Origin of the sequence: Microbacterium sp. SS28 (genome assembly GCF_022761035.1) — a bacterium.
Classification (GTDB): domain Bacteria; phylum Actinomycetota; class Actinomycetes; order Actinomycetales; family Microbacteriaceae; genus Microbacterium.
On record NZ_JAKWJP010000001.1, the window covers coordinates 1,007,006 to 1,027,268 of the forward strand.

The 20,263-nt window shown below is 67.1% G+C and carries 17 protein-coding genes and 1 tRNA gene; 7 read left to right on the plus strand and 11 right to left on the minus strand.

The window, feature by feature from the left end; genetic code table 11:
- Positions 1 to 162: 162 nt before the first annotated feature.
- Together MJ607_RS04625 and MJ607_RS04630 are read left to right on the plus strand one after the other, a co-directional pair.
- Complete coding sequence (locus tag MJ607_RS04625; RefSeq protein ID WP_243074349.1) at positions 163 to 6,627, plus strand: DUF5979 domain-containing protein; 6,465 nt, start codon at positions 163 to 165, stop codon at positions 6,625 to 6,627.
- A gap of 118 nt (positions 6,628 to 6,745) precedes the next feature.
- Positions 6,746 to 7,096, plus strand: a complete 351-nt coding sequence (locus MJ607_RS04630; protein WP_243074350.1) for a metallopeptidase family protein — start codon at positions 6,746 to 6,748, stop codon at positions 7,094 to 7,096.
- Between the two features lie 60 nt (positions 7,097 to 7,156).
- Here MJ607_RS04630 and MJ607_RS04635 read toward each other — a convergent pair whose 3' ends face one another.
- Positions 7,157 to 8,113 (minus strand): acyl-ACP desaturase, encoded by a 957-nt coding sequence (locus MJ607_RS04635; protein ID WP_279234293.1) that lies wholly within the window; start codon positions 8,111 to 8,113, stop codon positions 7,157 to 7,159.
- A 177-nt stretch (positions 8,114 to 8,290) separates the two neighbouring features.
- Positions 8,291 to 8,773, minus strand: coding sequence for a hypothetical protein (locus MJ607_RS04640; RefSeq protein ID WP_243074351.1), 483 nt, complete (start codon positions 8,771 to 8,773; stop codon positions 8,291 to 8,293).
- A gap of 159 nt (positions 8,774 to 8,932) precedes the next feature.
- On the opposite strand from MJ607_RS04640, the gene MJ607_RS04645 reads away from it, so the two are divergent.
- Together MJ607_RS04645 and MJ607_RS04650 are read left to right on the plus strand one after the other, a co-directional pair.
- The gene (locus MJ607_RS04645) at positions 8,933 to 10,105 is read left to right on the plus strand and encodes a hypothetical protein (RefSeq protein WP_243074352.1); all 1,173 of its coding nucleotides are present in this window, start codon (positions 8,933 to 8,935) and stop codon (positions 10,103 to 10,105) included.
- 162 nt (positions 10,106 to 10,267) lie between these two features.
- Positions 10,268 to 10,579, plus strand: a complete 312-nt coding sequence (locus tag MJ607_RS04650; RefSeq protein WP_243074353.1) for a hypothetical protein — start codon at positions 10,268 to 10,270, stop codon at positions 10,577 to 10,579.
- Here the strand turns inward: MJ607_RS04650 and MJ607_RS04655 are convergent.
- From MJ607_RS04655 to MJ607_RS04665, 3 genes are all read right to left on the minus strand, one after another.
- Complete coding sequence (locus tag MJ607_RS04655; protein ID WP_243074354.1) at positions 10,530 to 10,844, minus strand: putative quinol monooxygenase; 315 nt, start codon at positions 10,842 to 10,844, stop codon at positions 10,530 to 10,532. The genes MJ607_RS04650 and MJ607_RS04655 overlap by 50 nt on opposite strands.
- 175 nt (positions 10,845 to 11,019) lie before the next feature.
- Positions 11,020 to 12,933 (minus strand): glycoside hydrolase family 15 protein, encoded by a 1,914-nt coding sequence (locus MJ607_RS04660; RefSeq protein ID WP_243074355.1) that lies wholly within the window; start codon positions 12,931 to 12,933, stop codon positions 11,020 to 11,022.
- Between the two features lie 269 nt (positions 12,934 to 13,202).
- Positions 13,203 to 13,556: a hypothetical protein gene (locus tag MJ607_RS04665; protein WP_243074356.1), complete on the minus strand. Its 354-nt coding sequence runs from the start codon at positions 13,554 to 13,556 to the stop codon at positions 13,203 to 13,205.
- A gap of 139 nt (positions 13,557 to 13,695) precedes the next feature.
- Between MJ607_RS04665 and MJ607_RS04670 the strand changes: the two genes are divergently transcribed.
- The gene (locus tag MJ607_RS04670) at positions 13,696 to 14,364 is read left to right on the plus strand and encodes a response regulator transcription factor (RefSeq protein ID WP_243074357.1); all 669 of its coding nucleotides are present in this window, start codon (positions 13,696 to 13,698) and stop codon (positions 14,362 to 14,364) included.
- 113 nt (positions 14,365 to 14,477) lie between these two features.
- Positions 14,478 to 14,924: an SRPBCC family protein gene (locus tag MJ607_RS04675; protein WP_243074358.1), complete on the plus strand. Its 447-nt coding sequence runs from the start codon at positions 14,478 to 14,480 to the stop codon at positions 14,922 to 14,924.
- Positions 14,925 to 15,199: 275 nt separating this feature from the next.
- On the opposite strand, the gene MJ607_RS04680 is transcribed toward MJ607_RS04675, so the two are convergent.
- The 4 genes from MJ607_RS04680 to MJ607_RS04695 all read right to left on the minus strand — a co-directional run bounded on the left by MJ607_RS04680 (position 15,200) and on the right by MJ607_RS04695 (position 17,717).
- The gene (locus MJ607_RS04680) at positions 15,200 to 15,643 is read right to left on the minus strand and encodes a DUF3237 family protein (protein WP_243074359.1); all 444 of its coding nucleotides are present in this window, start codon (positions 15,641 to 15,643) and stop codon (positions 15,200 to 15,202) included.
- Between the two features lie 134 nt (positions 15,644 to 15,777).
- Complete coding sequence (locus MJ607_RS04685) at positions 15,778 to 16,071, minus strand: transcriptional regulator (RefSeq protein ID WP_243074360.1); 294 nt, start codon at positions 16,069 to 16,071, stop codon at positions 15,778 to 15,780.
- Entirely contained in the window at positions 16,068 to 16,511 is a 444-nt protein-coding gene (locus MJ607_RS04690) for a hypothetical protein (RefSeq protein ID WP_243074361.1), read from the minus strand. Before MJ607_RS04690 ends, MJ607_RS04685 begins: the two co-directional genes overlap by 4 nt.
- A gap of 261 nt (positions 16,512 to 16,772) precedes the next feature.
- Positions 16,773 to 17,717, minus strand: coding sequence for a hypothetical protein (locus tag MJ607_RS04695; protein ID WP_243074362.1), 945 nt, complete (start codon positions 17,715 to 17,717; stop codon positions 16,773 to 16,775).
- 275 nt (positions 17,718 to 17,992) lie between these two features.
- Between MJ607_RS04695 and MJ607_RS04700 the strand changes: the two genes are divergently transcribed.
- Positions 17,993 to 18,634 carry a nitroreductase family protein gene (locus MJ607_RS04700; RefSeq protein ID WP_243074363.1) on the plus strand — a complete coding sequence of 214 codons (642 nt, stop codon included), beginning with the start codon at positions 17,993 to 17,995 and terminating at the stop codon, positions 18,632 to 18,634.
- A gap of 45 nt (positions 18,635 to 18,679) precedes the next feature.
- On the opposite strand, the gene MJ607_RS04705 is transcribed toward MJ607_RS04700, so the two are convergent.
- Both MJ607_RS04705 and MJ607_RS04710 read right to left on the minus strand, forming a co-directional pair.
- Positions 18,680 to 19,540, minus strand: coding sequence for an alpha/beta fold hydrolase (locus MJ607_RS04705; RefSeq protein ID WP_243074364.1), 861 nt, complete (start codon positions 19,538 to 19,540; stop codon positions 18,680 to 18,682).
- Positions 19,541 to 19,985: 445 nt separating this feature from the next.
- A tRNA-Arg gene (locus MJ607_RS04710) sits at positions 19,986 to 20,058 on the minus strand.
- Positions 20,059 to 20,263 lie beyond the last annotated feature (205 nt).

The following is a 20,263-nucleotide window of genomic DNA, read 5'->3' on the forward strand; positions in this document are numbered from 1 at the left end:
CGGGAGCGCCCCACGCGTCCGAGATGTCGTGATCGAGGGCGAGCCCGAGTCGGTGGGGCTTGCGGAGTGAACGCACCGCGTGCCTAGATAAAGGGCATCGGATGCTGTGGCATCGTGGCGTCCCCTTTCTCCGGAGTCGGAGGATCGTTGATGGCGCCGCTCATGACCCGCAGATCATGGACCCCGGTCGCAATGCTCGTGGCGTGCGTGCTGGCCGCGGCATCCTTGGTCTATTCGTCCACTGTCGGCCCGCTTGCCTCGGCGAGCGCCGCGACGGTCAATCTCGGCACGGTCCAGGGCCAGATGGCCAATCACGTGGGTGTCGACAACGGCACCACGGGAAACTGCATCCGGTACTCGCCCGCCAATACAGCCTCGTCATCGGGTGTGGTCGCTTCGCCGAACGAGGCCATCACCGCCCACGGCCGCCCTGGACAGAACACGTCGACCTGCCCGGCCACCCTCAGCACCTCATCGCAGAGCTCGGTCGGATTCCGTCCGTCATCGCTGACGTCGGTGAACGATGGCGCTCCGTTCCTCATCGGACGGATGATCCACTACAACAATCCGGTCTACGCGGACGATCGCTACTTCACGGGCGAGCTGCGCTCCACCCTCACGGGCTTCGCGAGCCCGAACGTGCTCACGTTCAACTGGACGCTGGACGAGACGCCGAACAGCGGTGGCAACAACTGCTGCAACGACACCATCAGCTTCACGAATCAGATCTCGAACGTGACCCTTTCGCAGGGCGGATTGAATTTCAAGCTCGTCATCCTCGGCTTCATCGGAACCGGAACGGCGGCGACGTGCCCCGCGACACCCACCGGCACACCCCAGAACGTGTTCTCGACCGTGGAAGGCACGCAGACCCACGCGTGTCTGTATGCGTCCATCGTGCAGGAGCGATCGCTGACGATCGTGAAGAACGTCGTGGGCACGCCTCCGGGCTCTCCGTCCTTCGCGTTCACGTCGACATCCGCGTTGAACGGCTCCCCGTGGTCGAGCAGCTCGTTCAGCCTGGCCGGCGGAGGCAGCGTGACGCGCTCGGTGACGAGTGGAGACACTGTGACCGTCACCGAGACCGACCCGGGTGACGATCGCTGGTCGCTCTCGTCGCTCGTCTGCCGGCAGTTCAATGCCGCGGGCCAGCTCGTCACGATACCGGGGTCGACGAATGCGGCCGCGCGAAAAGTGACACTGGCGAACGTCCCACCGCCGGAGTTCCCCGCCGATCCATCGATCACCTGCACATTCACCAACACGTACACCCCGCGCTCGACGCTCACCCTCGTCAAACAGGTGCAGGGTGGCGTCGTCAGTCCCGCTCTCTGGACGCTCACCGCCACGGGGACGACGGGCGCGACCCAGGACACCGTCATCTCGGGACCTTCGGGATCGGATGCCGTCTCCAACAAGCGGATCGTCGCGGGCGCGTATCAGCTCTCCGAGCAGGGCACCGGCGCCGCCGAGACGGGGTTCGTGCAGGTCGGCAACTGGACGTGCACCGCAGGGGCGACATCCTTCCCGGTCACCGCCGAGGGAATCGTCACACTGCCCGACCTGCCTGCGGGGACGATCGTGACCTGCGCTGTGGTCAACCGGCAGTCGACGGGATCGCTGCGCATCTCCAAGGTCGTCGACGATCCGCTCGGCGGGTACACCGGCGGGACTTCGAAGACCTTCTCGGGGACTTACGACTGCGGGGCCGGCGCGAGTGGCACGTTCTCGACGCTCACGACGGCGGCACCCGTGACGATCGCCGGAATCCCGTCCGGCCGCGTCTGCTCGGTGAGCGAGAACCCGCCGACCGGCGGGCTGCTCAACGCGTCCTTCGCGTGGGGCGCACCCGACTACTCGACGCAGCCCGTGACGATCGCCGACCAGCAGACGGCGACCGTGACGGTGACCAACCGCGTCGAGCAGCTCTTCGGCGCCTTCTCGGTCATCAAGGCGGTCGACGGTCCGGGCGGCTACAGCGGGGGTTCCGACCGCGTCTTCCCGGTGAGCTACACGTGCACTCTGACCAACGGCCCGACATCGTCGGGAACGCTCAGCGTCACGACCGCGGCGGCGGTCTCGCCGGGCTCGCCGATTCCGGCGGGGTCGGTGTGCACCTTCTCAGAGTCACTGACGTCCCAATCCGGAGACTTCTCCGATCCGAGCTTCGCGTGGACGGGAAGCTCGATCGCACCCGCCTCGATCACGGTCGGCGTCGACGCGACCGCGGCTGTCACGGTGACGAACACCTACGCGCGCGAGACGGGTGAACTCATCATCGCGAAGGTCGTCGACGGCGAGGGCTTCATCGGAGCCGGGGAGCCGTTCGTCGTGCTCTACGACTGCGGCGTCGCGCAGGGACAGGTCACCCTCGCGGCCGGTGGCAGTGTGAGCGTGACGGTTCCCGCGCGCACCCCCTGCACGGTGCAGGAGCAGACGCCCGACCCCGCCCTCCTCTCGCCGGCGTTCGCATGGGGCACCCCGGTATGGTCGCCCGGCATCACCGCGATCGTTCCCGCGGGCGGCAGCGCGACCCTCACCGTCACCAACCCCACCATCGCGGTGTTCGGAGCGGTGCAGGTGACGAAGTCGATCTCGGGCGAGACAGCGGGTGTCACCGGGGAGGCGTCATTCGACGTGAGCTTCTCGTGCGACAACGGCTATACGGCGACGTTCCCCGTCGGCGTGGGCGGCACGGCGAGCACTGCCGACCTGCCCGTCGGGACGACGTGCGACGTGTCGGAAGCCGCACCCAGCGGCGGACTGATCGACGCGTCGTATGCATGGGGAACACCGGATGTCTCGCCCTCATCGGTCACCATCACGGCTGCCGGCCAGGTCGTGCCCGTGTCGATCGACAACCCGGTCGTCCGCATCACCGGTGCGCTCACCATCGCCAAGACCCTCGTCGACCCCGACGGGGTCGTCGATCCCGCCCGGACGTTCGACATCGACTACTCGTGCGTCTACGGCGCCGATGCGCCCGTCACCGGGACCGTGTCGCTCCCGCCGGGCGGCTCCCAGACCGTGAGCGGCCTGCTGCTGGGATCCAGCTGCGCCGTGACCGAAGGCGACGCGACCCTCGCGGCGCGCCCGAGCGCAGACGACGCCTCGTACGTCTGGCTGCCGGCGTCATACGACCCAGGCACGTCGGTCATCGTGGCATCCGCCGCGACACCGGCCGAAGTCACCGTCACGAACACCGTCGATCGACTGGAAGGCAGCGTCCGGCTGACGAAGTCGGTCGTCGGTGCGGGGAAGGACGACGGCTACGACGGAGGCTCGTTCACCTTCTCGGTCGTCTGCACACTCGGGGGCGTGACCCTCCTCGACGAGACGCCTGCGCTGGCAGACGGTGAGAGCTGGACGCCCCCCGATGCCGTCGACCTGCCGCTGGGCACGACGTGTGCGATCGCGGAGACGGCGAAGCCCGATCCGACCTCTGCCGCCTTCGGGTGGGATCCCGTGCAGTTCCGCATCGGCGGAGCGCTCGAGGCGGGCATCGGCGCGGAGTTCGTGCTCGACGACGCGACGATCCCGGTTCAGGTCAACGCGACGAACCCGATTACTCCCCGCACCGGATCGGTCACGCTCGCAAAGCAGGTCACGGGCCTGACGGACGGCCTCGTCAGCGACGCCGGCTTCGTGGTGAACCTGAACTGCGGCCCGGGCCTTGTCTACCAGGTGACAGTGCCCTCGAACGGGAGTGCGACGCAGGACGGAATCCCTGTCGGCTCGACCTGCCTCGCCGTCGAGGCGCCCCCCGATCCGTCCCAACTCGTGGACGCGTCGTTCTCGTGGGGGACGCCCGTGTACGTTCCCGCCGACGCGACGGTCGAGGTCCCGGTCGACGGCGCCGCAACGGTCCAGGTTCAGAATCCGATCGAGCGGGTGCTCGTCCCCCTTCGACTGATCAAGACGCTGTCGGGGGCGCAAGGCATCATCGACCCTTCACGTCAGTACCCCGTCACGTGGTCCTGCACCTATGGGGGCACTTCGTTCGGCGGCACCGTCAGCGTCGTCGCGGACGGGACAGGGATCGAACTGGCGAACGATGTTCCGGTCACCGCGGACTGCTCCGCGACCGAGGGGGATGCCGGCGATCCGTCGCCTGACCCCGCCTTCCGCTGGCTCGACCCCGTCATCACGGGCGCCACCGTGACCGCGACCGGCCCCAACGTCGTCACCGTCGCGAACACGCTCGTCCGCGACTCGGGCACCGTCCTCGTCCGCAAGCGAGTCACAGGAGCGATCGAGGGGTACGTGAACCTGGGTGGCGGAGACGAGGACTTCACCCTCCACGGCTCGTGCAGCGTGCCCGCCTCCCCCGACATCGCGACGCGGTACGCCGACGGCGTCATCGCCGACGGCGGCGAGGTGCCGATCACCGCGAGCATCGGCTGGACGTGCTCCGGACGCGAGGACACTCCGTCCAACGATCTCCTCGTCGACTCGTCCTACGCGTGGGGCGAGCCGGTCCTCACCTGGGGGCCCATCTCCGACTCGGAGCCGCCCGCACCGACCCCGGAGAACACGGGACCGTTCGTCCTGACCCGCGAACAACCCACGATCGCCTTCTGGGCGGTCAACCCCATCGAGCGCGTGAGCGGCGCCTTCCAGATATCGAAGGTGGTGTCCGACCCGTTCGGGGCCGTCGACCCCGACGCGACATTCACCGGCTCGTACTCGTGCGTCTACGGCACCGACGCACCCGTCACGGGTGTCTGGTCGCTCGAGGCCGGCGAAACGTTCACGGGACCCGATGTGCTGCTCGAGTCGGTGTGCACCGTGACCGAAGACGACCTGGATGCCGTCGGGCTTCCCGATCCGTCGTTCGAGTGGCTCCCACCGGTCGTCAGCGGCCCTGCCGTCGTCGTGGCGGGTGGCACCGCCACCGTCACGGTGACGAACACTGTCGGCCGCCTGTATGCCGGGCTCGATATCGCGAAGACGCTCCAAGATCCGGACGGCGGCGTCCTTCCCGGTGCCGAGTTCACAGGGATCTGGACGTGCACGCTCGGGGATCTCGTCCTGTCCGACCGGTTCGGGGTCGCGGCGAACGCGACAGTCGCCGCGTTCGCGCCGGCGGACGAGCGCGTGCCGGCCTCCTCCACCTGCACGCTCACGGAGGACACCCCGGACCCCGTTGACCTCGTCGACGGCTCGTTCCAGTGGAACGCCCCCGCCTACGATCCGGACGAAGTCCAGTTGACAGCCGGTGAGACTGGGCTGCTGACGGTCTCCAACTCGGTGAGCCGGGTGTACTCGAACGTCCGTGTCGCAAAGCTCTTGAGCGGCCCCGGCCGCGATCTCGTAGACCCCGATCGGACGTTCACGGGAACAGTGACGTGCGTCCACGGCACCGATGACCCCGTCGTCAGCACGTGGCAGGCGACTCCGGCCACGATCTGGGAGCAGGGCGGGATCCTCGTCGGCTCGGTCTGCACAGCGACCGAGGATCTGCCCGGCGCAGAAGGGCAGCCCGTGGAGGGAGACCCGTCGTACGCGTGGGAGGACCCCATCCTCGGCGGCCCCGTCATCGTGACACGCACGAATCGGGCGTTGCCGGTCGCCCAGCTCGCACCGCCGATCGAGGTGACCAACCCGATCCGTCGAGTCTTCGGCCGCTTCTTCCTGACCAAGCAGGTAGCCGGCGAGGTCGACGGAATCGTCGACCGCACGCAGTCCTACCCGATGACGTGGGAGTGCGTGCCGGGGACAGGCGATCCTCTCGGAGGCGACTTCGCTCTCGCCGAGGGCCAGCGGATCGTCGTCGGCCCCGAGAACGACCCTCCCGACGAGATCCCCATCGGGTCGATCTGCACCCTGACAGAGCCCCTGAACACGATGCCCGAACTCATCGACGACGCGTGGCACTGGAACTCCCCCCAGTTCACGGTCGAGGGTCTGTCGAGTGAGCCCGAACCGGTCACCGCACCGTGTGAGGGCACGACACTCCCTTGCCTCGGCGCACGCGCAGTCGTGATCGTCGTGCCGCACCCGCAGGAGAACGTCCCCGACCCGACGATCGGCATGGAGATCATCAACACGGTCGATCAGACCGCAGGGGCGTTCACCGTGCGCAAGACGAGTGATCCGCCTACCGGCAGCACGATCGAGCCCGGCGAGACCATCACGTACACGGTCACCGTCGACTCCACGGGAACCGTCCCGGTGCACGACGTCGTGATCACCGACGACCTGACGCAAGTGCTTCGCTACGGCGTCGTCGCCCCGATCACGGCGCCCGCAGGAACGACGGCGACGGTCGATGAGAGCGCATCGACACTCGTCTGGACGGTAGGGACCCTCGCTGTCGGTGAGAGCGTGACTCTGACGTACCGCCTCACGGTCGGCGAGACTGCATGGGATGCGACGATCCACAATGTCGTGACCGCCGTCGGCGACGTGCCTCCGTCCACGTGTGCAGACCCGTTCGACTCTGCATGCACAACGGAGCACGCCACACCGCCCGAGCCTGCCGTACCATCCGGTCCGCTGCCCCCGACGGGTGGAACAGTCCCGCTCGGGTCGCTGTGGGCAGGGGGTCTGCTGCTCGCCCTCGGCGCAGCCGCCGTGCTCTTCACTCGGCGCCGCGCCCGCTCGCGGCGCGACCCCTTGCCCTGAGGTCAGGGGGGTCTTGCCCTGAGGTGAGGTGGGTACTGCGTCGCCGTGCGCCTGAGCGCTCGACGCGCGTATCGCGCGATCCGCCCGATGCCTTCCCGCGGCACGCACAATGGGTGCCATGGTCGAGATCTCCGACGCCGACTTCGATGCGATGGTCGCGGAGGAGTACGACGCTCTGCCCGAAGACATGGTGAGGGGTCTCGAGAATGTGGCGATCATCATCGCGAACCAGCCCGTGGGCGAGCGGCCACGGCTGTTCGGCCTCTACAGCGGACGCCCCCTGAAGACACGGGGCGTGTACGGCTACGGGGAGCTCCCCGACCGGATCACCCTGTTCAAGAACAACATGCAGGAGCACAGCCCGGATCTCGACGCCCTGCGGATGCGCGTGCGAATCACCCTCGTGCACGAGATCGGACACTACTTCGGGCTCGACGACGCGCGTCTGCGCGAACTCGGGTGGGCCTAGCCGCGGACACGCTCCCAGCGGAGGTCGCGATCCGCCCCGTGTTCGCGCGGCTCGCTCGTCTCAGGACGCGACGATGTCCTGCTGAACCCCGTCGTCGCGCGCGGCCACCCGGGCCCGGCTCTCCTCGCGGCGGTCGACGAACTTGGTCGCCTGGTCGTCGAGCCCCTGGAGGAATGCCGCCAGCTGCTCGCGGGCCTGCTCGCCCTCCGGCCCGAAGTCGGTGCGGTCCAGGACGCGCCAGTGCCGCAGCACGGGCATGATCACGTCGTCGTGGTGGAGGCGCAGGTCGTAGATCCCGGCCTTCGCGATCATCATCGAGCTGCGCCGGAAGCCCGCCATCGTGGCTCCCGGCATCTCGAAGCCGATGACCTCCTTGGCGATCGCCTGCATCGTCGCGTCGGGCGCGATCTCCAACGCCGCGGAGACGATGTTGCGGTAGAAGATCATGTGGAGGTTCTCGTCCTTGGAGATCCGGGCGAGCATGCGGTCCGCGATCGGGTCTCCGGTGACCTTGCCGGTGTTGCGGTGCGAGACCCGGGTCGCGAGCTCTTGGAAGGACACGTACGCCACCGCCTCGAGCGCGGTCTTTTCGCCGGAGTCATAGCCCGAGGTCATGTACTCCATCCGTGCCCGCTCGAGCTCGACAGGGTCGACACCGCGGGTGACGACGAGGTAGTCGCGCATCGCGATGCCGTGCCGGTTCTCCTCCGCGGTCCAGCGACCCACCCATGTGCCCCACGCGCCGTCGCGGCCGAAGCGGGTCGCGATCTCGCGGTGGTAGGACGGCAGGTTGTCCTCGGTGAGCAGGTTGGTGAACATCGCGGCCTTGGCCGTCTCGGAGAGCTGCGACTGCTCGGGCGCCCAGTCCTCGCCGCCCAGGAACGCGAAGTCGCGGCCCTGGCTCCACGGGATGTAGTCGTGGGGATGCCACTCCTGCGCGATCGAGAGGTGGCGGTCGAGGTTCTCGGCCACCACCGGCTCGAGCTCCTCGAGGAGGTTGGCCGGCGTGCTGGTCATGGTTGCTCCCTTGGTCGCACTGGCCCCAAGACCGAGGCTACCCGCATCTGGGCCCGGTGCGCCGGTGGGCCGCGAGGCCCCCTACTTCTTGACCCCGAGGGTACTGCTCGCGGCCGGACCGGCGCCCGTGCCGTTCACCGCCCAGACGGTCGTCGGGATCCGGGGCACGGTTGATCGCTAGCCGTTGTAGTCCAAGTTCCCGAACACGGCGTCCGAGTAGAACCTCTGACAGACCTGATCGCAGGAATCGAAAGCGATAAGGGCCGTTCCGACGGAGTGCACGGCTGCGACCACGAACACCAGAACGACACACGTCAAGGAGATGGCCCACGCGACGTGGTAGTAGACGGTGCGACGCAGACGCGTCTTCTCGAGGTCGTCGACATCGATTCCGCGATCGGCCCACCTGAGAAAGATGATGACGAGCAGGAGTCCGCACGAAACCAGGATCAGGAGGAAGACGACGTCCAGAGAGAGATGCAGAAAGTTCAGTGGCACGTAGCCGAGCCAAACAGCGATCGCCGCGAGCCCAATCGCGTTGAACGTGAGCAGTGCTGACGCTTTCGAGTCGAGGATGTTCAGGAGGTCGTAGAGGCGGTGAACCTCATCCGAGTCGAAATCTGGTTCGACCGCGGACGTTCTTCGAGTCTCCCGATTCACGCGTCAAAACTAGCGACGTGCTGCTGAAGAGCACCAGCACGGTGTGTGACAGCCCGACACCCGCATGATGGCGACCACTTTGAGACACGCACCACCCGCTGATCTCGCCCACGAGTGCGGACCGGACAACCTGCCGATGCGCGGAGTATGGTGTGCGGCGTGGAGCAGTCACCCATCTCCAACGAGGACGAGACTACGCAGCGTTCGCCAGCCACGTTCACCGAATTCTGCAAGTTCCTGGAGTCGAAGCAGGAAGACGGCGAGTACACCGAAAGCGACAGCGGGCCGAGCTTCGGCAGCAGGCGTTTCCTGGCGCTGCGCGACGCCGCCCGCGATTTCGTCTCCAAGGCGGAGGTGAGCTCGTTCAGGGACCTCCTCCCGCCGTCCTACATCGAGGGCAAGCTCGCGGAAGCTGCTTCACAGTTCCCGACGATCGCACGCCCACTCGACGAGCAGTCTTCGCACTTGCCTGGTGTCGAACTGATCTGGAATTACTGGCTCGAGGAGGGAATGCTTGTCCAAACCCTGAATGTGATCCTGGCGCGCTTCCAGAATCGTCGGCTGCCCGGCCGCGACCCGCTCGCCCGCTTCGACGTCACACCCCTATTGCCGCTTCGCAACCGGCTGTGGGGCTACTCGGAGGATAAGCCGCACCGGCTCACCGTCCGCCGACGCGCAGCCGAGTATGAGTACGAGTACGGCTACTCGCTCATCGGACACAGCGTCCCACGGCCGCACTCGGTGGTTGAGCGGCGCGAGGGCTTCATTGCGACATTCCACCACGTGCTGTTTCTCGCGCACCGCTATTTCAAGGAGGTCGACGACCTCACCCGCCAGGCCGACGCGTTCCCGCTCTACTTGGCGCTCCGCGAGTGCCACATCGTGCTCTCGCAGGGGACGCAGAACCAATACGGCGAGATGACGGTCGCGGCTCGTGCCGAGTTTCTCGTGATGCAGTCCATCCTCGCCGAGCCACAGATGCGCGAATTCCTGGGCGGGCGGCCCATGTCGCCGTACAGCGAGGCATGGATGGACCGGGTTGACACCATGAAGTCGATCCAGGGCTGGACCGACACGAGCATCATCCACTTCAACGACCTCGCCCAGATCGGCGAGCGACTGGTATTGACGATCCGACTCGGGAATTGGGCAGACCCTGCCGTAGGCGGCGCCGAGGCAGCCACCTGGGCGCAGGCGTTCCGCCAGGACATCCAGAAGTATGTGGCGGCCTACCGCGCCGCGACCGGAGTCGACCTTTCCAAGAAGCCCGACTTCCAGATGCCCTCCACGCTTCTGGCCCGGCGGCTCGCAAGTGCGCGTGACGGTGCGTGAGTGCATCGTCAGTCAGCTTGCCTGCGCGGTCCCCCATCTTCATGCACGTCGGCGACAGCACTGCACGGATCCTTTCGAGCAGCCCGTCGCCGGCGGGTTGCGGGGTCGACGTTCACCCGAACTTCGCTCTCCGTGCGGCACCATTCGTGCGACACTCGCGTCATGCGCGTGCGCGATTTCGCCTGGGGCATTCCGGTGTGGGGTGCCGCTCCTGTGGTCATGGCCTTCGCGGTGAGCGGCCCGCTCGATCAGTGGGACATGTCCATCGGGGCATCGGTCGGCGTGCTGGTCGGCTTCGCTGCCGCGTTCGCCGGAGTGGGCGCGATCATCTGGATCCCCGCCGCCGTCTGGCTCGAACGGGTGACGAGAAGCACGCCCTGGGTTGTGCGCGCGCTCTGGTTCATGGTGATGGGCTTGGATGTCGCTAGAGCGCTCCGCGATCGGGATCGCCGGCCGGAAGAGCGGTCATCGTGATCACTCTGACGGGCTCCGCCAGGAACGGGGCGATCAGGTCACCCAAGTCAGCGACCGCGGAACCCGTGGAGTGCGCGTCGAGCGCGGTGCGGGTGGTCCACTTCTCGATCATGACGATGGTGCCGTCGTCGGCGTCGTGGATGGCGTACAGCTCGCACCCTGGCTCGGCATGGACAGCCGGGATGCCTCGCGTGAGCGCGTCGATGAGTTCGTTGCGCGCCCCGGGAAGAGGCACGAAGGTGGCCGTGACAATCACGTAGGTCATGAGGCGATCCTGTCACCATGCCGTGGAGCGTGACGCTCGAGTCCGAGCAGAAGCCGATCCGATGCGGTCGCTGAGCGGGCGCCATTGGCAACTGCTTGCCGGCACATGCTGTGCGGATGCCTGTCTCGTCGAGCCAGTCGGACAAGAGTGCTGCGAGGAGGCCGGGGCGCTCGAGCTAATCCCGGAGGTCGGGGATATCGATGTCCGCCTGGACGCGGCTCTCCTCCGGTGTGTGCCCGAGATCGGTGGGGCTCGCGGCCGGGGCGGCGCCGGCATCCGTCGACTGTCCCGCCTGCCCGCCTTCGGACTCACCCCGCACGTTCGGCAGTTCGTCGGCGTGACCTTCCTCTGCGGCCGCGATCGCATCGGCCGCGCGAACGAGAGCGAGGTGCGAGAGGGCCTGTGGGGTGTTGCCCATGTGTCGCGCGAGGACCGGGTCGTATTGCTCGCTCAGCAGTCCCACGTCGTTCACGAAGGAGACCAGGCGATCCATGAGTGCGCGGGCGGCCCGTACGTCGCCACAGGCGGCGTACTGCTCGACGAGCCAGAAAGAGCAGGCCAGGAACGGATGCTCCTCGCCTTCGAGTCCATCGACTCCGGCCGAGGTGCGATAGCGCAGCAGGAGTCCGTCTCGCATCAGGTCCTCCTTGATCGCCGCGACGGTGCCCAGCATGCGCGGGTCATCTGCCTCGACGAATCCGATCTGCGGGAGTTGGAGGAGTGCCGCGTCCAGTTCCTCGGAGCCGTAGTACTGCACGAAGGTGTTCCGGCCAGGGTCGTAGCCGCGTTCGAGGATCTCCTCGCGAACACGGTCCGCGAGTGACGCCCACCTCTGCGCATCTCCGGGCAGTCCGAACTCGCGGACGCCACGCGCACCGCGGTCGAAAGCCGCCCACACCATGGCCCGCGAATGCGTGAAGTGCCTTTCCTCGCCCCGGATCTCCCAGATGCCGCGATCGGGGCTCTGCCAGTTCTCCTCAAGAAAGTCCAACAGCGCGCACTGGAGCGGCCAGGACGCTTCTGTCTCCTCGAGCCCCGCGGCGCGCGCACCATGCAGTGCGACCATCACCTCGCCGAAGATGTCCCACTGGCGCTGTTCGTACGCGGCGTTACCTACGCGAACGGGCGCCGCGCCGCCGTATCCGGACAATTGGGGGATCTCGTACTCGTGCAGGCGTCGTTCTCCGCCGATGCCGTACATGATCTGCACATCGCGAGGGGAGCCGGCGATGGCCCGTAACAGCCACCCGCGCCACTCCTCCGCCTCGGCTCGATACCCGTGGGTCAGCAGCACGCTGATGGTGAGGGCGGCATCCCGGAGCCAGACGTACCGGTAGTCCCAGTTCCGGCTGCCGCCATCGGTTTCCGGCAGGCTCGTCGTCGCCGCCGCCGAAATGCCCCCGGTGTCTTCATCGGTGAGCGCTCGCAGGACGAGCAACGACCGCTGCACCTGCTCGTCGAAAGGGCTCGGCGGCTTGCTGCGGGCGGCCCAATCGCGCCACCAGTCGATCGTCACATCGAGGGCCTGATCCACGTCGAGCGGCGGGGGCGGTTCACGATGAGACGGATACCAGGTGACGACGAGATCGACCACGTCATCTTCCCCGACCGTGAACTGCGCAACGTGACGGAGATCCTCAGGATGCATCTCCGGACCGCGCCGGATGACGGTCGCCGGCCCGGCCGTCGCAAGCAGCGCGGGCTCATCGCCGTACGTCGTCTGACGGACCCAGGGGACGGCGGCCCCGTAGTCGAAGCGGATGGCGATCTCCTCGTGGAATGTCACGCTTCCACGGATGCCACGGATCCGTCGGACGATGTTCGGTCGCTGGTCGCCCAGCGGCATGAAGTCCCAGACCTCCGCCTCGCCGTCCCGGGTCTGCCAGCGAGTGACCAGAACGAACGTGTCGGGCAGGTAGGACCGGCTGGCGTCGACGACATCGCCCGTCGGCGCCAGGGTCCAGCGACCCGCGTCTTCGCTGTCCAAGAGGGCCGCGAAGAAGGCGGCGGAGTCGAAGCGCGGCAGACAGAGCCAGTCGATGGAGCCTGCGGGCGAGATGAGCGCCGCCGTGTGCAGGTCACCGATCATCGCATAATCTGCGATCGGCGTCGGGACGCCTGCGTCTCTCCGTGATCCGCGCGACATGCAGCCACGCTAGAAGCGGTGACCCCGGTGCGCGCGGGGTTGCGGGCGTCCCCACGGCGGAGTATGGCCCTGGTATGCGTAAGGGATCCCCAGGCGGGCGGCGGACGAGCAGCGGCTCTTCCCGCCGATGCTCCGCCCGCCGGTGAGCGGGCGTCGCGAATGGCGCTATTTGCCCCGCAGGTTGTGTTCGGCAGGGGATCGCCGGCCCCTGATCAGCTGGCGACCTCGACCAACTGGGGTGCGTTGTCTGCGGAGGAGAGTGTGGGGTCGATGTGCTCAGCGACGAGCATCATCCCTCCGCTCGAGTGCGCCGAATTGGCGAGGTCTTCGATCCATGCCCTGCTGATGTCGGCGGGCTCGGGGTCGTCGAAGACGAACCTGAGCGGGATGGAGGGGTGCACCCACACGGTGGTTCGGCCGCGGGGCGCGCCATCCGGATGGACCCACGAGACGGCGAAGCTCTCGTTGCGCCGCAACTTGGTGGCGATCACCACTTTGAGATGTGCGAGCGCCCGGTCCTCGATGTGGATCGGAGTCGCAGAACCGCCGTAATACATGGTTCCCATGCACCTACCCCTTTCGGTTCGTGGGCCCCGTACCCGTGGAGGTATCCAGCCGCTTCCGTGGCGCGGGGATCGGGCACTACGTCGACTGAACCACCCCTGCGGGTGTACTGGTACACCCCAGGGGGTGTAAAGCTGAGGAATGGCTTCCCCACACAGCCGACCTGTCACGGTGGCGCTGGTAGACGACTACGACGTTGTTCTCCGGGGTCTGGCGCACATGTTCGATGACTATCGCGACCGTGTCGTGGTCGCCGAGATAGACGCGAACACCGAGACGCTGGACGCGGTCGACGTCGCCCTCTACGACTCCTTCGCGCAACCGGAGTCGGATCCCGTCGAGATAGCCGCGCTCGTGAAGAACCCTCGAGCACGTCGGGTCGTCGTCTATACCTGGAATTTCCAGCCCGAGCTGATCGACGCGGCGCGCACCCTCGGGGTCGACGGCTACCTCTCCAAGACATTGACCGCAGCTGAACTCGTAGCGGCGATCGAAGCGGTCCACGCCGGCGATGTGGTCGTCAGCGATCACACTCCCCGCGTCGCGAGCGCGCCCGGGTCGGACTGGCCCGGGCGACTCGAAGGAATCACGGATCGTGAGTCCGAGATCCTTGCGCTGATCACTCAGGGGAAGAGCAACTCGGAGGTGGCACGGCTCACCTACCTCAGCCCCAACACGGTGAAGTCCTATATCCGGTCGGTGTACCGCAAGATCGGTGTCTCGAGCCGCACGCAAGCCGTCATCTGGGGAATCGGTCACGGATTCGCACCCGATACGCACCGCATCGACCACTGGATGGGCGGACCCTGACCTCAACCTCGCCCGTCGACGCAACACCGCGATCGCTCCCGACGAGATGAACTCCGTTGTTGCCCACTTAGTGTGTGAGGCTGAGAGCCTGTCTGTCGCGCTTTGGGAGTTCGATGTTCACCGTCACGGAGACGATCTCGATCAGGCGACCTGTTCACGAGGTCTTCGACTTCCTCACGGACCCCCGCTTGCGGCAGCAGTGGGACGGGTCGGTGGTCTTCGAGGAACTCACCTCTCCGCTGCCCGTGGGTGTCGGGACCACCATCCATTCGCGCCTTCGAGCGATGGGTCGCGAGAGCGACTTCCACTGGCGGGTGACGCAGTTCGATCCGCCAAGGCGGATGGCGACCGTGAGCACTTCCGGGGCCGTGCCGACAGCGCTTGTGATGGAATTCACCGCCACGGGCAACACCTGCGATGTCCGCGCGGCCATCGAAGGCACGCCCGAGGGTCTGATGCGGTTCGTTGAACCGATGATCGGCGAGATGGTGCGCACGACCTTGGCCACCGGTTTGGTTCGTGCGAAAGCGCTCCTCGAGGGGCACGCGAACCCCGACTGAAGGCGCCGTCACAACAACGTCATACGAAAATCGTGTCCAGCCCAGCGTGCGGCCTGCGCCCGAATAACGCCACGCGGGTGCATGGACCAAGCACCTCCCCCTCCTCCGACCTCACCCATGTAGAGCTGGCCGCCGATCTCCAAGTTCGACAGTCCCCGGGCGATCGCTTGGAAGACATCTCAAGGGACCCCAGGCAATGGGGCGGGGCGTAACGAGCGGGGATGCAGGGCCGCTCAGCGTGAGCTCACCGGTCGTCGATCGCTCGCTCAGTCCACCTACTCGCTGATCGGTTCCCAAATGAGTTCGGCGACGTCGAGCACAAGTCCGACGACTGGCTCTTGCGATTCAGCACCGGCGCGAACCTCGCCCACGCAAACGCAGACGACGTCGTTCAGCCGGCGATAGCGCGGGTCGTCACTCAGGTGCAGTACCGTCCCCACAATCTGCCGCTTCCCGATCGGGTGCACCCGACCGTACCCGTGGCACTCGAACATGATCGCGGCGCCGTCCTCGGTCTCGATGACACCCCGCATGTCGGGCTCGAACGGACCGTCGACGGTGCGCCGAAGCGGATAGTTGGACGCATGGAAACGGCCCGTGAGCGTTCCCTCGCACGCGCCCTCCGCGCGGTAGTAATGCTGTTGCCATCCACCCTCCAATTCCACTTCCCATCCCTCGGGGTAGGAGAAGCGAAGGCGGTACAACGGCTCGAGTCGCATCGGGGCGCCCTTCCTCGGCGGTCAGGTCAGAACCGGGGCCTCGCGCACCCCGGTGCTCGCGAGACTCACAGTAGTGACCCCGCCTGCCACGAACGGGGAGCAGTCACAGAGCGGTCCTCCTGCGCGCTCAGTCTCTAGCGTGGGGCGACGATCTCGCGGAGCGCGGCGACGTGCGCCGTGTACGCGTCCGCCCCGCGCCCCGTTATCTTGACCCAGGTGCGCTGGCGACCGAGCGCCGCCGCCTTGTGCACCGATAGGTAGCCCGCCTCTGCGAGCACCTTCAGATGTTTGCTCACGACGGAGTCGGCGACGCCGAGGGCGTCCCGGAGCGCCGCGAATTCGACTTCGCCCGCGATCGCGTCCAACATCGCGAGGATCCGCAGTCGCTGCGGCGCGTGCACGATCTCGTCGAACTGAGGCTGGGTCACGGCGTGAGCCTCGACGCTTCCCATCGGCGATTGAGGATGGCGGAGCCGGTTCCGGCAGCGATTCCGCCTGACGCTGCGACGAGGACGATGGTCCAGCCCGGCGCTTCCGTGAAGTGCAATGCCGCCGCCGCAAGCACGGGGACCGCGGCGAAAACCATCGCCCACACCCAGAGCCACGCGGGCCACGCGGAGCCGGGCACCGAGGTGCCCGTCACGGCGCGGTGCGATCCGATCACGATCCCCTCGCCGACGATCACGACCAGCATCGCCGGCAGATACCACCACGTGCCCGTTCCGAAACCGACCGTGAGGGCGAGGAGTGTCACGAGCACACCCACTATTGCGAAATACCAGCGGGGCGTGCGGCTGCGCTCCACGATCGCGGCGCGCGCCTCAGCGATGGCAGCCAGGTCGTCTTCGACGCGACGATCATTTTCCATGTTGGAAAGTGAATCACTTTCCAACATGGAAAACAACCGCGCCTCAGACGTACACGGCAACGGTCTGACGCAAGCGGTGAGCCCAGGGGCGCGAGGGGATGGAATCGTGAAGACATCGCCGAACAGACCCGAGACGGGTCGCTAGGCGCGCGCAATCCCCCGTATCCGTGCAGTGCGCGCGAGGAGAGCGGTCATTTCGGTTCGAATCAGCCAGGCTGCCCGCGCTCGGTCGGGACCGCATCGGCGGCGCGGCGTGTGTTGCTAGCCGTGCGACGCGTTCGGGTCAGCGTGCTCTTCGTATAAGTAGACGTTGACGCGGTCGCCCTTGAGCACGAATCGGATGAGACCGCCGCCTCCTCGTCGCGGTAGGTCCACGATGGTGTCGAGGCCTTCGAGGGAACACCCCTCGCCCCCGTACCCCTCGCGAAGCCCTTGGACAGGTATGGCCACGAGCAGGCAGGTCATGCCCTGGCGGGACTCCCCGCTCCACACGTTGAGGAGTAAGAAGGCGCCGGGGGCGCGGAAGTCTTCGTAGCGCCGCAGGTCACTGGCGCTGATACCTAGCGCGTCGAGAGTGTCGTGCTTGTCGTTCGGCCTGTCAACGTCGGCACCGACGGTGCTCAGCGGGAGAACGTAGTCCGGTGAGGGCACGTAGTCACCATGTCCGCGGCCGGCGGGAAGGGGTGGGCTCAAGACCGTCGATGTGTCGGCTGGGACGAGAGCGGACTCCTCAGCGATCAGCCGCGACATCCACCCGATGAAGGCCGTGTTCAGAGCGAGGACCATGATGGCGGCACCGACGATCGCCCACCAACGGTGGCGGCGCCACCACGGTGCCGGGGAGGCTCCGTCGGTGGAGTCGGCATCGGCGACCGGCCCGGTCGGGAGGCCTTGCAGCGAGCCCAGCCCCGCGGCGAGCTCACGCTCGACCAGCTCCCCGCCGACGGGCTGAGCGCCCGATGTCGAGGCAGAGCGCGATCCTTCGCCTGGGCCAGGGACCGGGAGACGTTCCGGGACCGGGACGGGGACGCCTGCGGCGGCGATGACGGGAATCAGCGGTCGGCGTCGGGTGGCTTCCAGCACGGACAGCCGAGCCTGAGCCGCCGGATCTCCGCCGATGTCCGCATCTGGTCCGTACGCGCGTCGTCGCAGGCGGTCCAGCTCGTCCGATTCTTCGAACTCGACCGACCCCAGCGGGGCATCCATGGCCTCATTGTGCGCTCGCTCCTGACACCAGGCCAGGGGGTCCCGGGAACGAGGATGACGTCGGCAAGCCAGGGTTCAGTTCGGGTCCGATTGCGAGCGGGGAAGTGCGTCCCGGTCGTCGAATATGAACCACGCTGCGCTGTCGTGCTGGCCCGGGAGCGAACCTCGCGTTCAACGCCGCTGCGCCGCCGCGCGGCGATGGCCGGCACGTTGGCAGGTTGCGTTCTGAGACAAGTGGGGGTTGGGGGATCGCGCTCGGCCGATACCGTCGGGTTGTGAGCGACGTACTCCCCTTGAGCCCTGATGAGCTGCTGACGACGACTCGCTCCGTGCGGCGACGGCTCGATCTGGAACGGCCCGTCCCGATTGACGTCGTCCGCGAGGCTCTCGAGGTCGCGCTCCAAGCGCCGACAGGGAGCAATGCCCAGACCTGGCACTGGATTGTCGTCACCGACCCGGAGAAGCGCCAGGCCATCGCGGGACTCTACGCTCGATCGTTCGCCCGGTATCGCGCGTCCGGTGCCCGGACGTACGCCGACTCGACGCGCCAGGCAGTGCAGCAGCGGGTGTCGGCGAGCGCCGACTATCTGGCTGAGCACATGGGGGATGTCCCGGTCCTCGTGATCGGCGCGATCTTCACAGGGGCCGAGGAGTTCGAGCCGGGAAGTCAGGCCGGCCTGTGGGGATCACTTCTGCCTGCCGCCTGGAGTCTGCAGCTCGCGCTGCGGGCACGAGGACTCGGCAGTGCCTGGACGACGCTGCATCTCGCTTACGAGAAGGAGATCGCAGAGCTCCTCGGCATCCCGCCGACGGTGCGTCAAGGCGTGCTGCTGCCCGTTGCGTACACAGTGGGGACGGACTTCCGTCCCGCGCACCGTGCGCCACTTGACGAGGTCCTTCATGTCGAACATTGGTGAGGGTTCACGCATCCATCCGAAGCGCACCGGACGTAACGCGGTCCGCTAACGCGCCTGTTGGAACCTTGTCGCGCCGTGCATCTGTTCGTCCGGTCGCCAGTGTCGCGGGGGCGGCGGCGCAGCCTCGGCGCCGGCATCGTGCGCCGACACGAGGAGCACGGCGTCGAGGTCTGGCCCGGTGCAGTCGTGCCCGGCGCCGGAGATCTCCTCGAAGCGGGCGTGCGGAAGCAGTTCGCACAACTCCAGCGAAGCGCTGCGAGGACTTCGCGCGTCGGCGGTGCCGCGCACGACGACTGTTGGCGTTCGGATCGTCCGAAGGCCGGGACGGAGGTCCTGCAGCATCACGTCGAGCACCGCCGCCATCGTGGCCGGCCGCCAATCGTCGACAAGACTGCGGAGGTGCGAGCGACGTTCAGGTGATGCATCTGCCGCGAGCATGGTATCGATCAACTCGTCCGCCCACTCGTCGAGGGGGTGTTCCATCGTGAACCGCGTCGACGCGATGCGCTGGGCGAGCCGATCCGCGTCCAAAGACCCGCCCCAGCCCGCGGAGGCACCGATCAGAACAAGCCTGCCGACGGAGCCGGGATGCTCCCGCGCGAGCAGCAATGCGAGCATCGACCCGAACGAGAATCCCGCGACTGCAGGGGTCGTCAGTCCCAGGGCCGCTATGAATCCGGATGCGGCATCCGCCCAATCCGTGTTGGCCCACCCTCGTGGCACGTCGTCGGAGTTGCCGCACCCGGGCGCATCCCACGCGACCACGTCGACCTGCGGGCTGAGGCGTTCCAGCTCGCCGGCCCAGACCCGAGAGTCCTCCCATGCCCCGTGGAAGAGCAACAGTGGGGGCCCGCTCCCGCGCCGACGGTACGCGATACGCACCCCACCGACGACGACCTCGGCCATGGCGCGATGCTACGCCTGCGAGGCTCGCGGTATCGACCGAGAGGAAGTGCATGGCCCGATGCCCACACGCGGGGCGGCAGGGAAGCTTGGCCTACGGGACGGCATCGGTCCACATCCTCAGGGACCATCCGTCCGAGCGAGACATCCATCGACGCACGCCGGAGGGTCGCGCACCGGTCCCGTCGTGGCTCGTGGATCGCCCTCCTCGTGCTTCCCGCGGCGATGCACGTATGCCCGGCGCGGTTGACGACGCGCTTCAGGGCGGTAACTCGAGTGATCCTCGAGCACGAGACCCCGACCGCTCGGCCGATCGTCGCTCAGTTGCAGGGACGACCGTCGAGCTCAGACGCGAGACCCGTGGAATCAGAGGATCCCGACGCTCCCCAGAAACACGAAAACCCCCGGCGAACCGGGGGTTTTCGTAGATTACTGTCTCAACACAGTGTGCGCCCGAAGAGACTCGAACTCCCAACCTTCTGATCCGTAGTCAGATGCTCTATCCATTGAGCTACGGGCGCATGTTCCCCCGCACGAGTCGGCGCGGAGGCACCAGATGAGCTTACCCCAGGACGGCGGAGGAGTGAAATCGAGGCAGGATGCGGCATCCCGAACCACATCGAAGATGACGTAACACTCGCACTTCGGGGGTTGAGGGAGTTGCGACCAGCAGGTTAGGTTAGGCAACGCTTACCTCGCGACCGATGGCGCTCGCGCGACACGACC

Coding starts and splice junctions, on each gene's coding strand:
- MJ607_RS04630 (WP_243074350.1), top strand. CDS start 6,746: ATGGTCGAGATCTCCGACGCCGACTTCGATGCGATGGTCGCGGAGGAG.
- MJ607_RS04635 (WP_279234293.1), bottom strand. CDS start 8,113: ATGACCAGCACGCCGGCCAACCTCCTCGAGGAGCTCGAGCCGGTGGTG.
- MJ607_RS04625 (WP_243074349.1), top strand. CDS start 163: ATGACCCGCAGATCATGGACCCCGGTCGCAATGCTCGTGGCGTGCGTG.
- MJ607_RS04660 (WP_243074355.1), bottom strand. CDS start 12,933: ATGATCGGTGACCTGCACACGGCGGCGCTCATCTCGCCCGCAGGCTCC.
- MJ607_RS04680 (WP_243074359.1), bottom strand. CDS start 15,643: ATGCGACTCGAGCCGTTGTACCGCCTTCGCTTCTCCTACCCCGAGGGA.
- MJ607_RS04650 (WP_243074353.1), top strand. CDS start 10,268: ATGCGCGTGCGCGATTTCGCCTGGGGCATTCCGGTGTGGGGTGCCGCT.
- MJ607_RS04665 (WP_243074356.1), bottom strand. CDS start 13,556: ATGGGAACCATGTATTACGGCGGTTCTGCGACTCCGATCCACATCGAG.
- MJ607_RS04670 (WP_243074357.1), top strand. CDS start 13,696: ATGGCTTCCCCACACAGCCGACCTGTCACGGTGGCGCTGGTAGACGAC.
- MJ607_RS04690 (WP_243074361.1), bottom strand. CDS start 16,511: ATGGAAAATGATCGTCGCGTCGAAGACGACCTGGCTGCCATCGCTGAG.
- MJ607_RS04705 (WP_243074364.1), bottom strand. CDS start 19,540: ATGGCCGAGGTCGTCGTCGGTGGGGTGCGTATCGCGTACCGTCGGCGC.
- MJ607_RS04695 (WP_243074362.1), bottom strand. CDS start 17,717: ATGGATGCCCCGCTGGGGTCGGTCGAGTTCGAAGAATCGGACGAGCTG.
- MJ607_RS04675 (WP_243074358.1), top strand. CDS start 14,478: ATGTTCACCGTCACGGAGACGATCTCGATCAGGCGACCTGTTCACGAG.
- MJ607_RS04655 (WP_243074354.1), bottom strand. CDS start 10,844: ATGACCTACGTGATTGTCACGGCCACCTTCGTGCCTCTTCCCGGGGCG.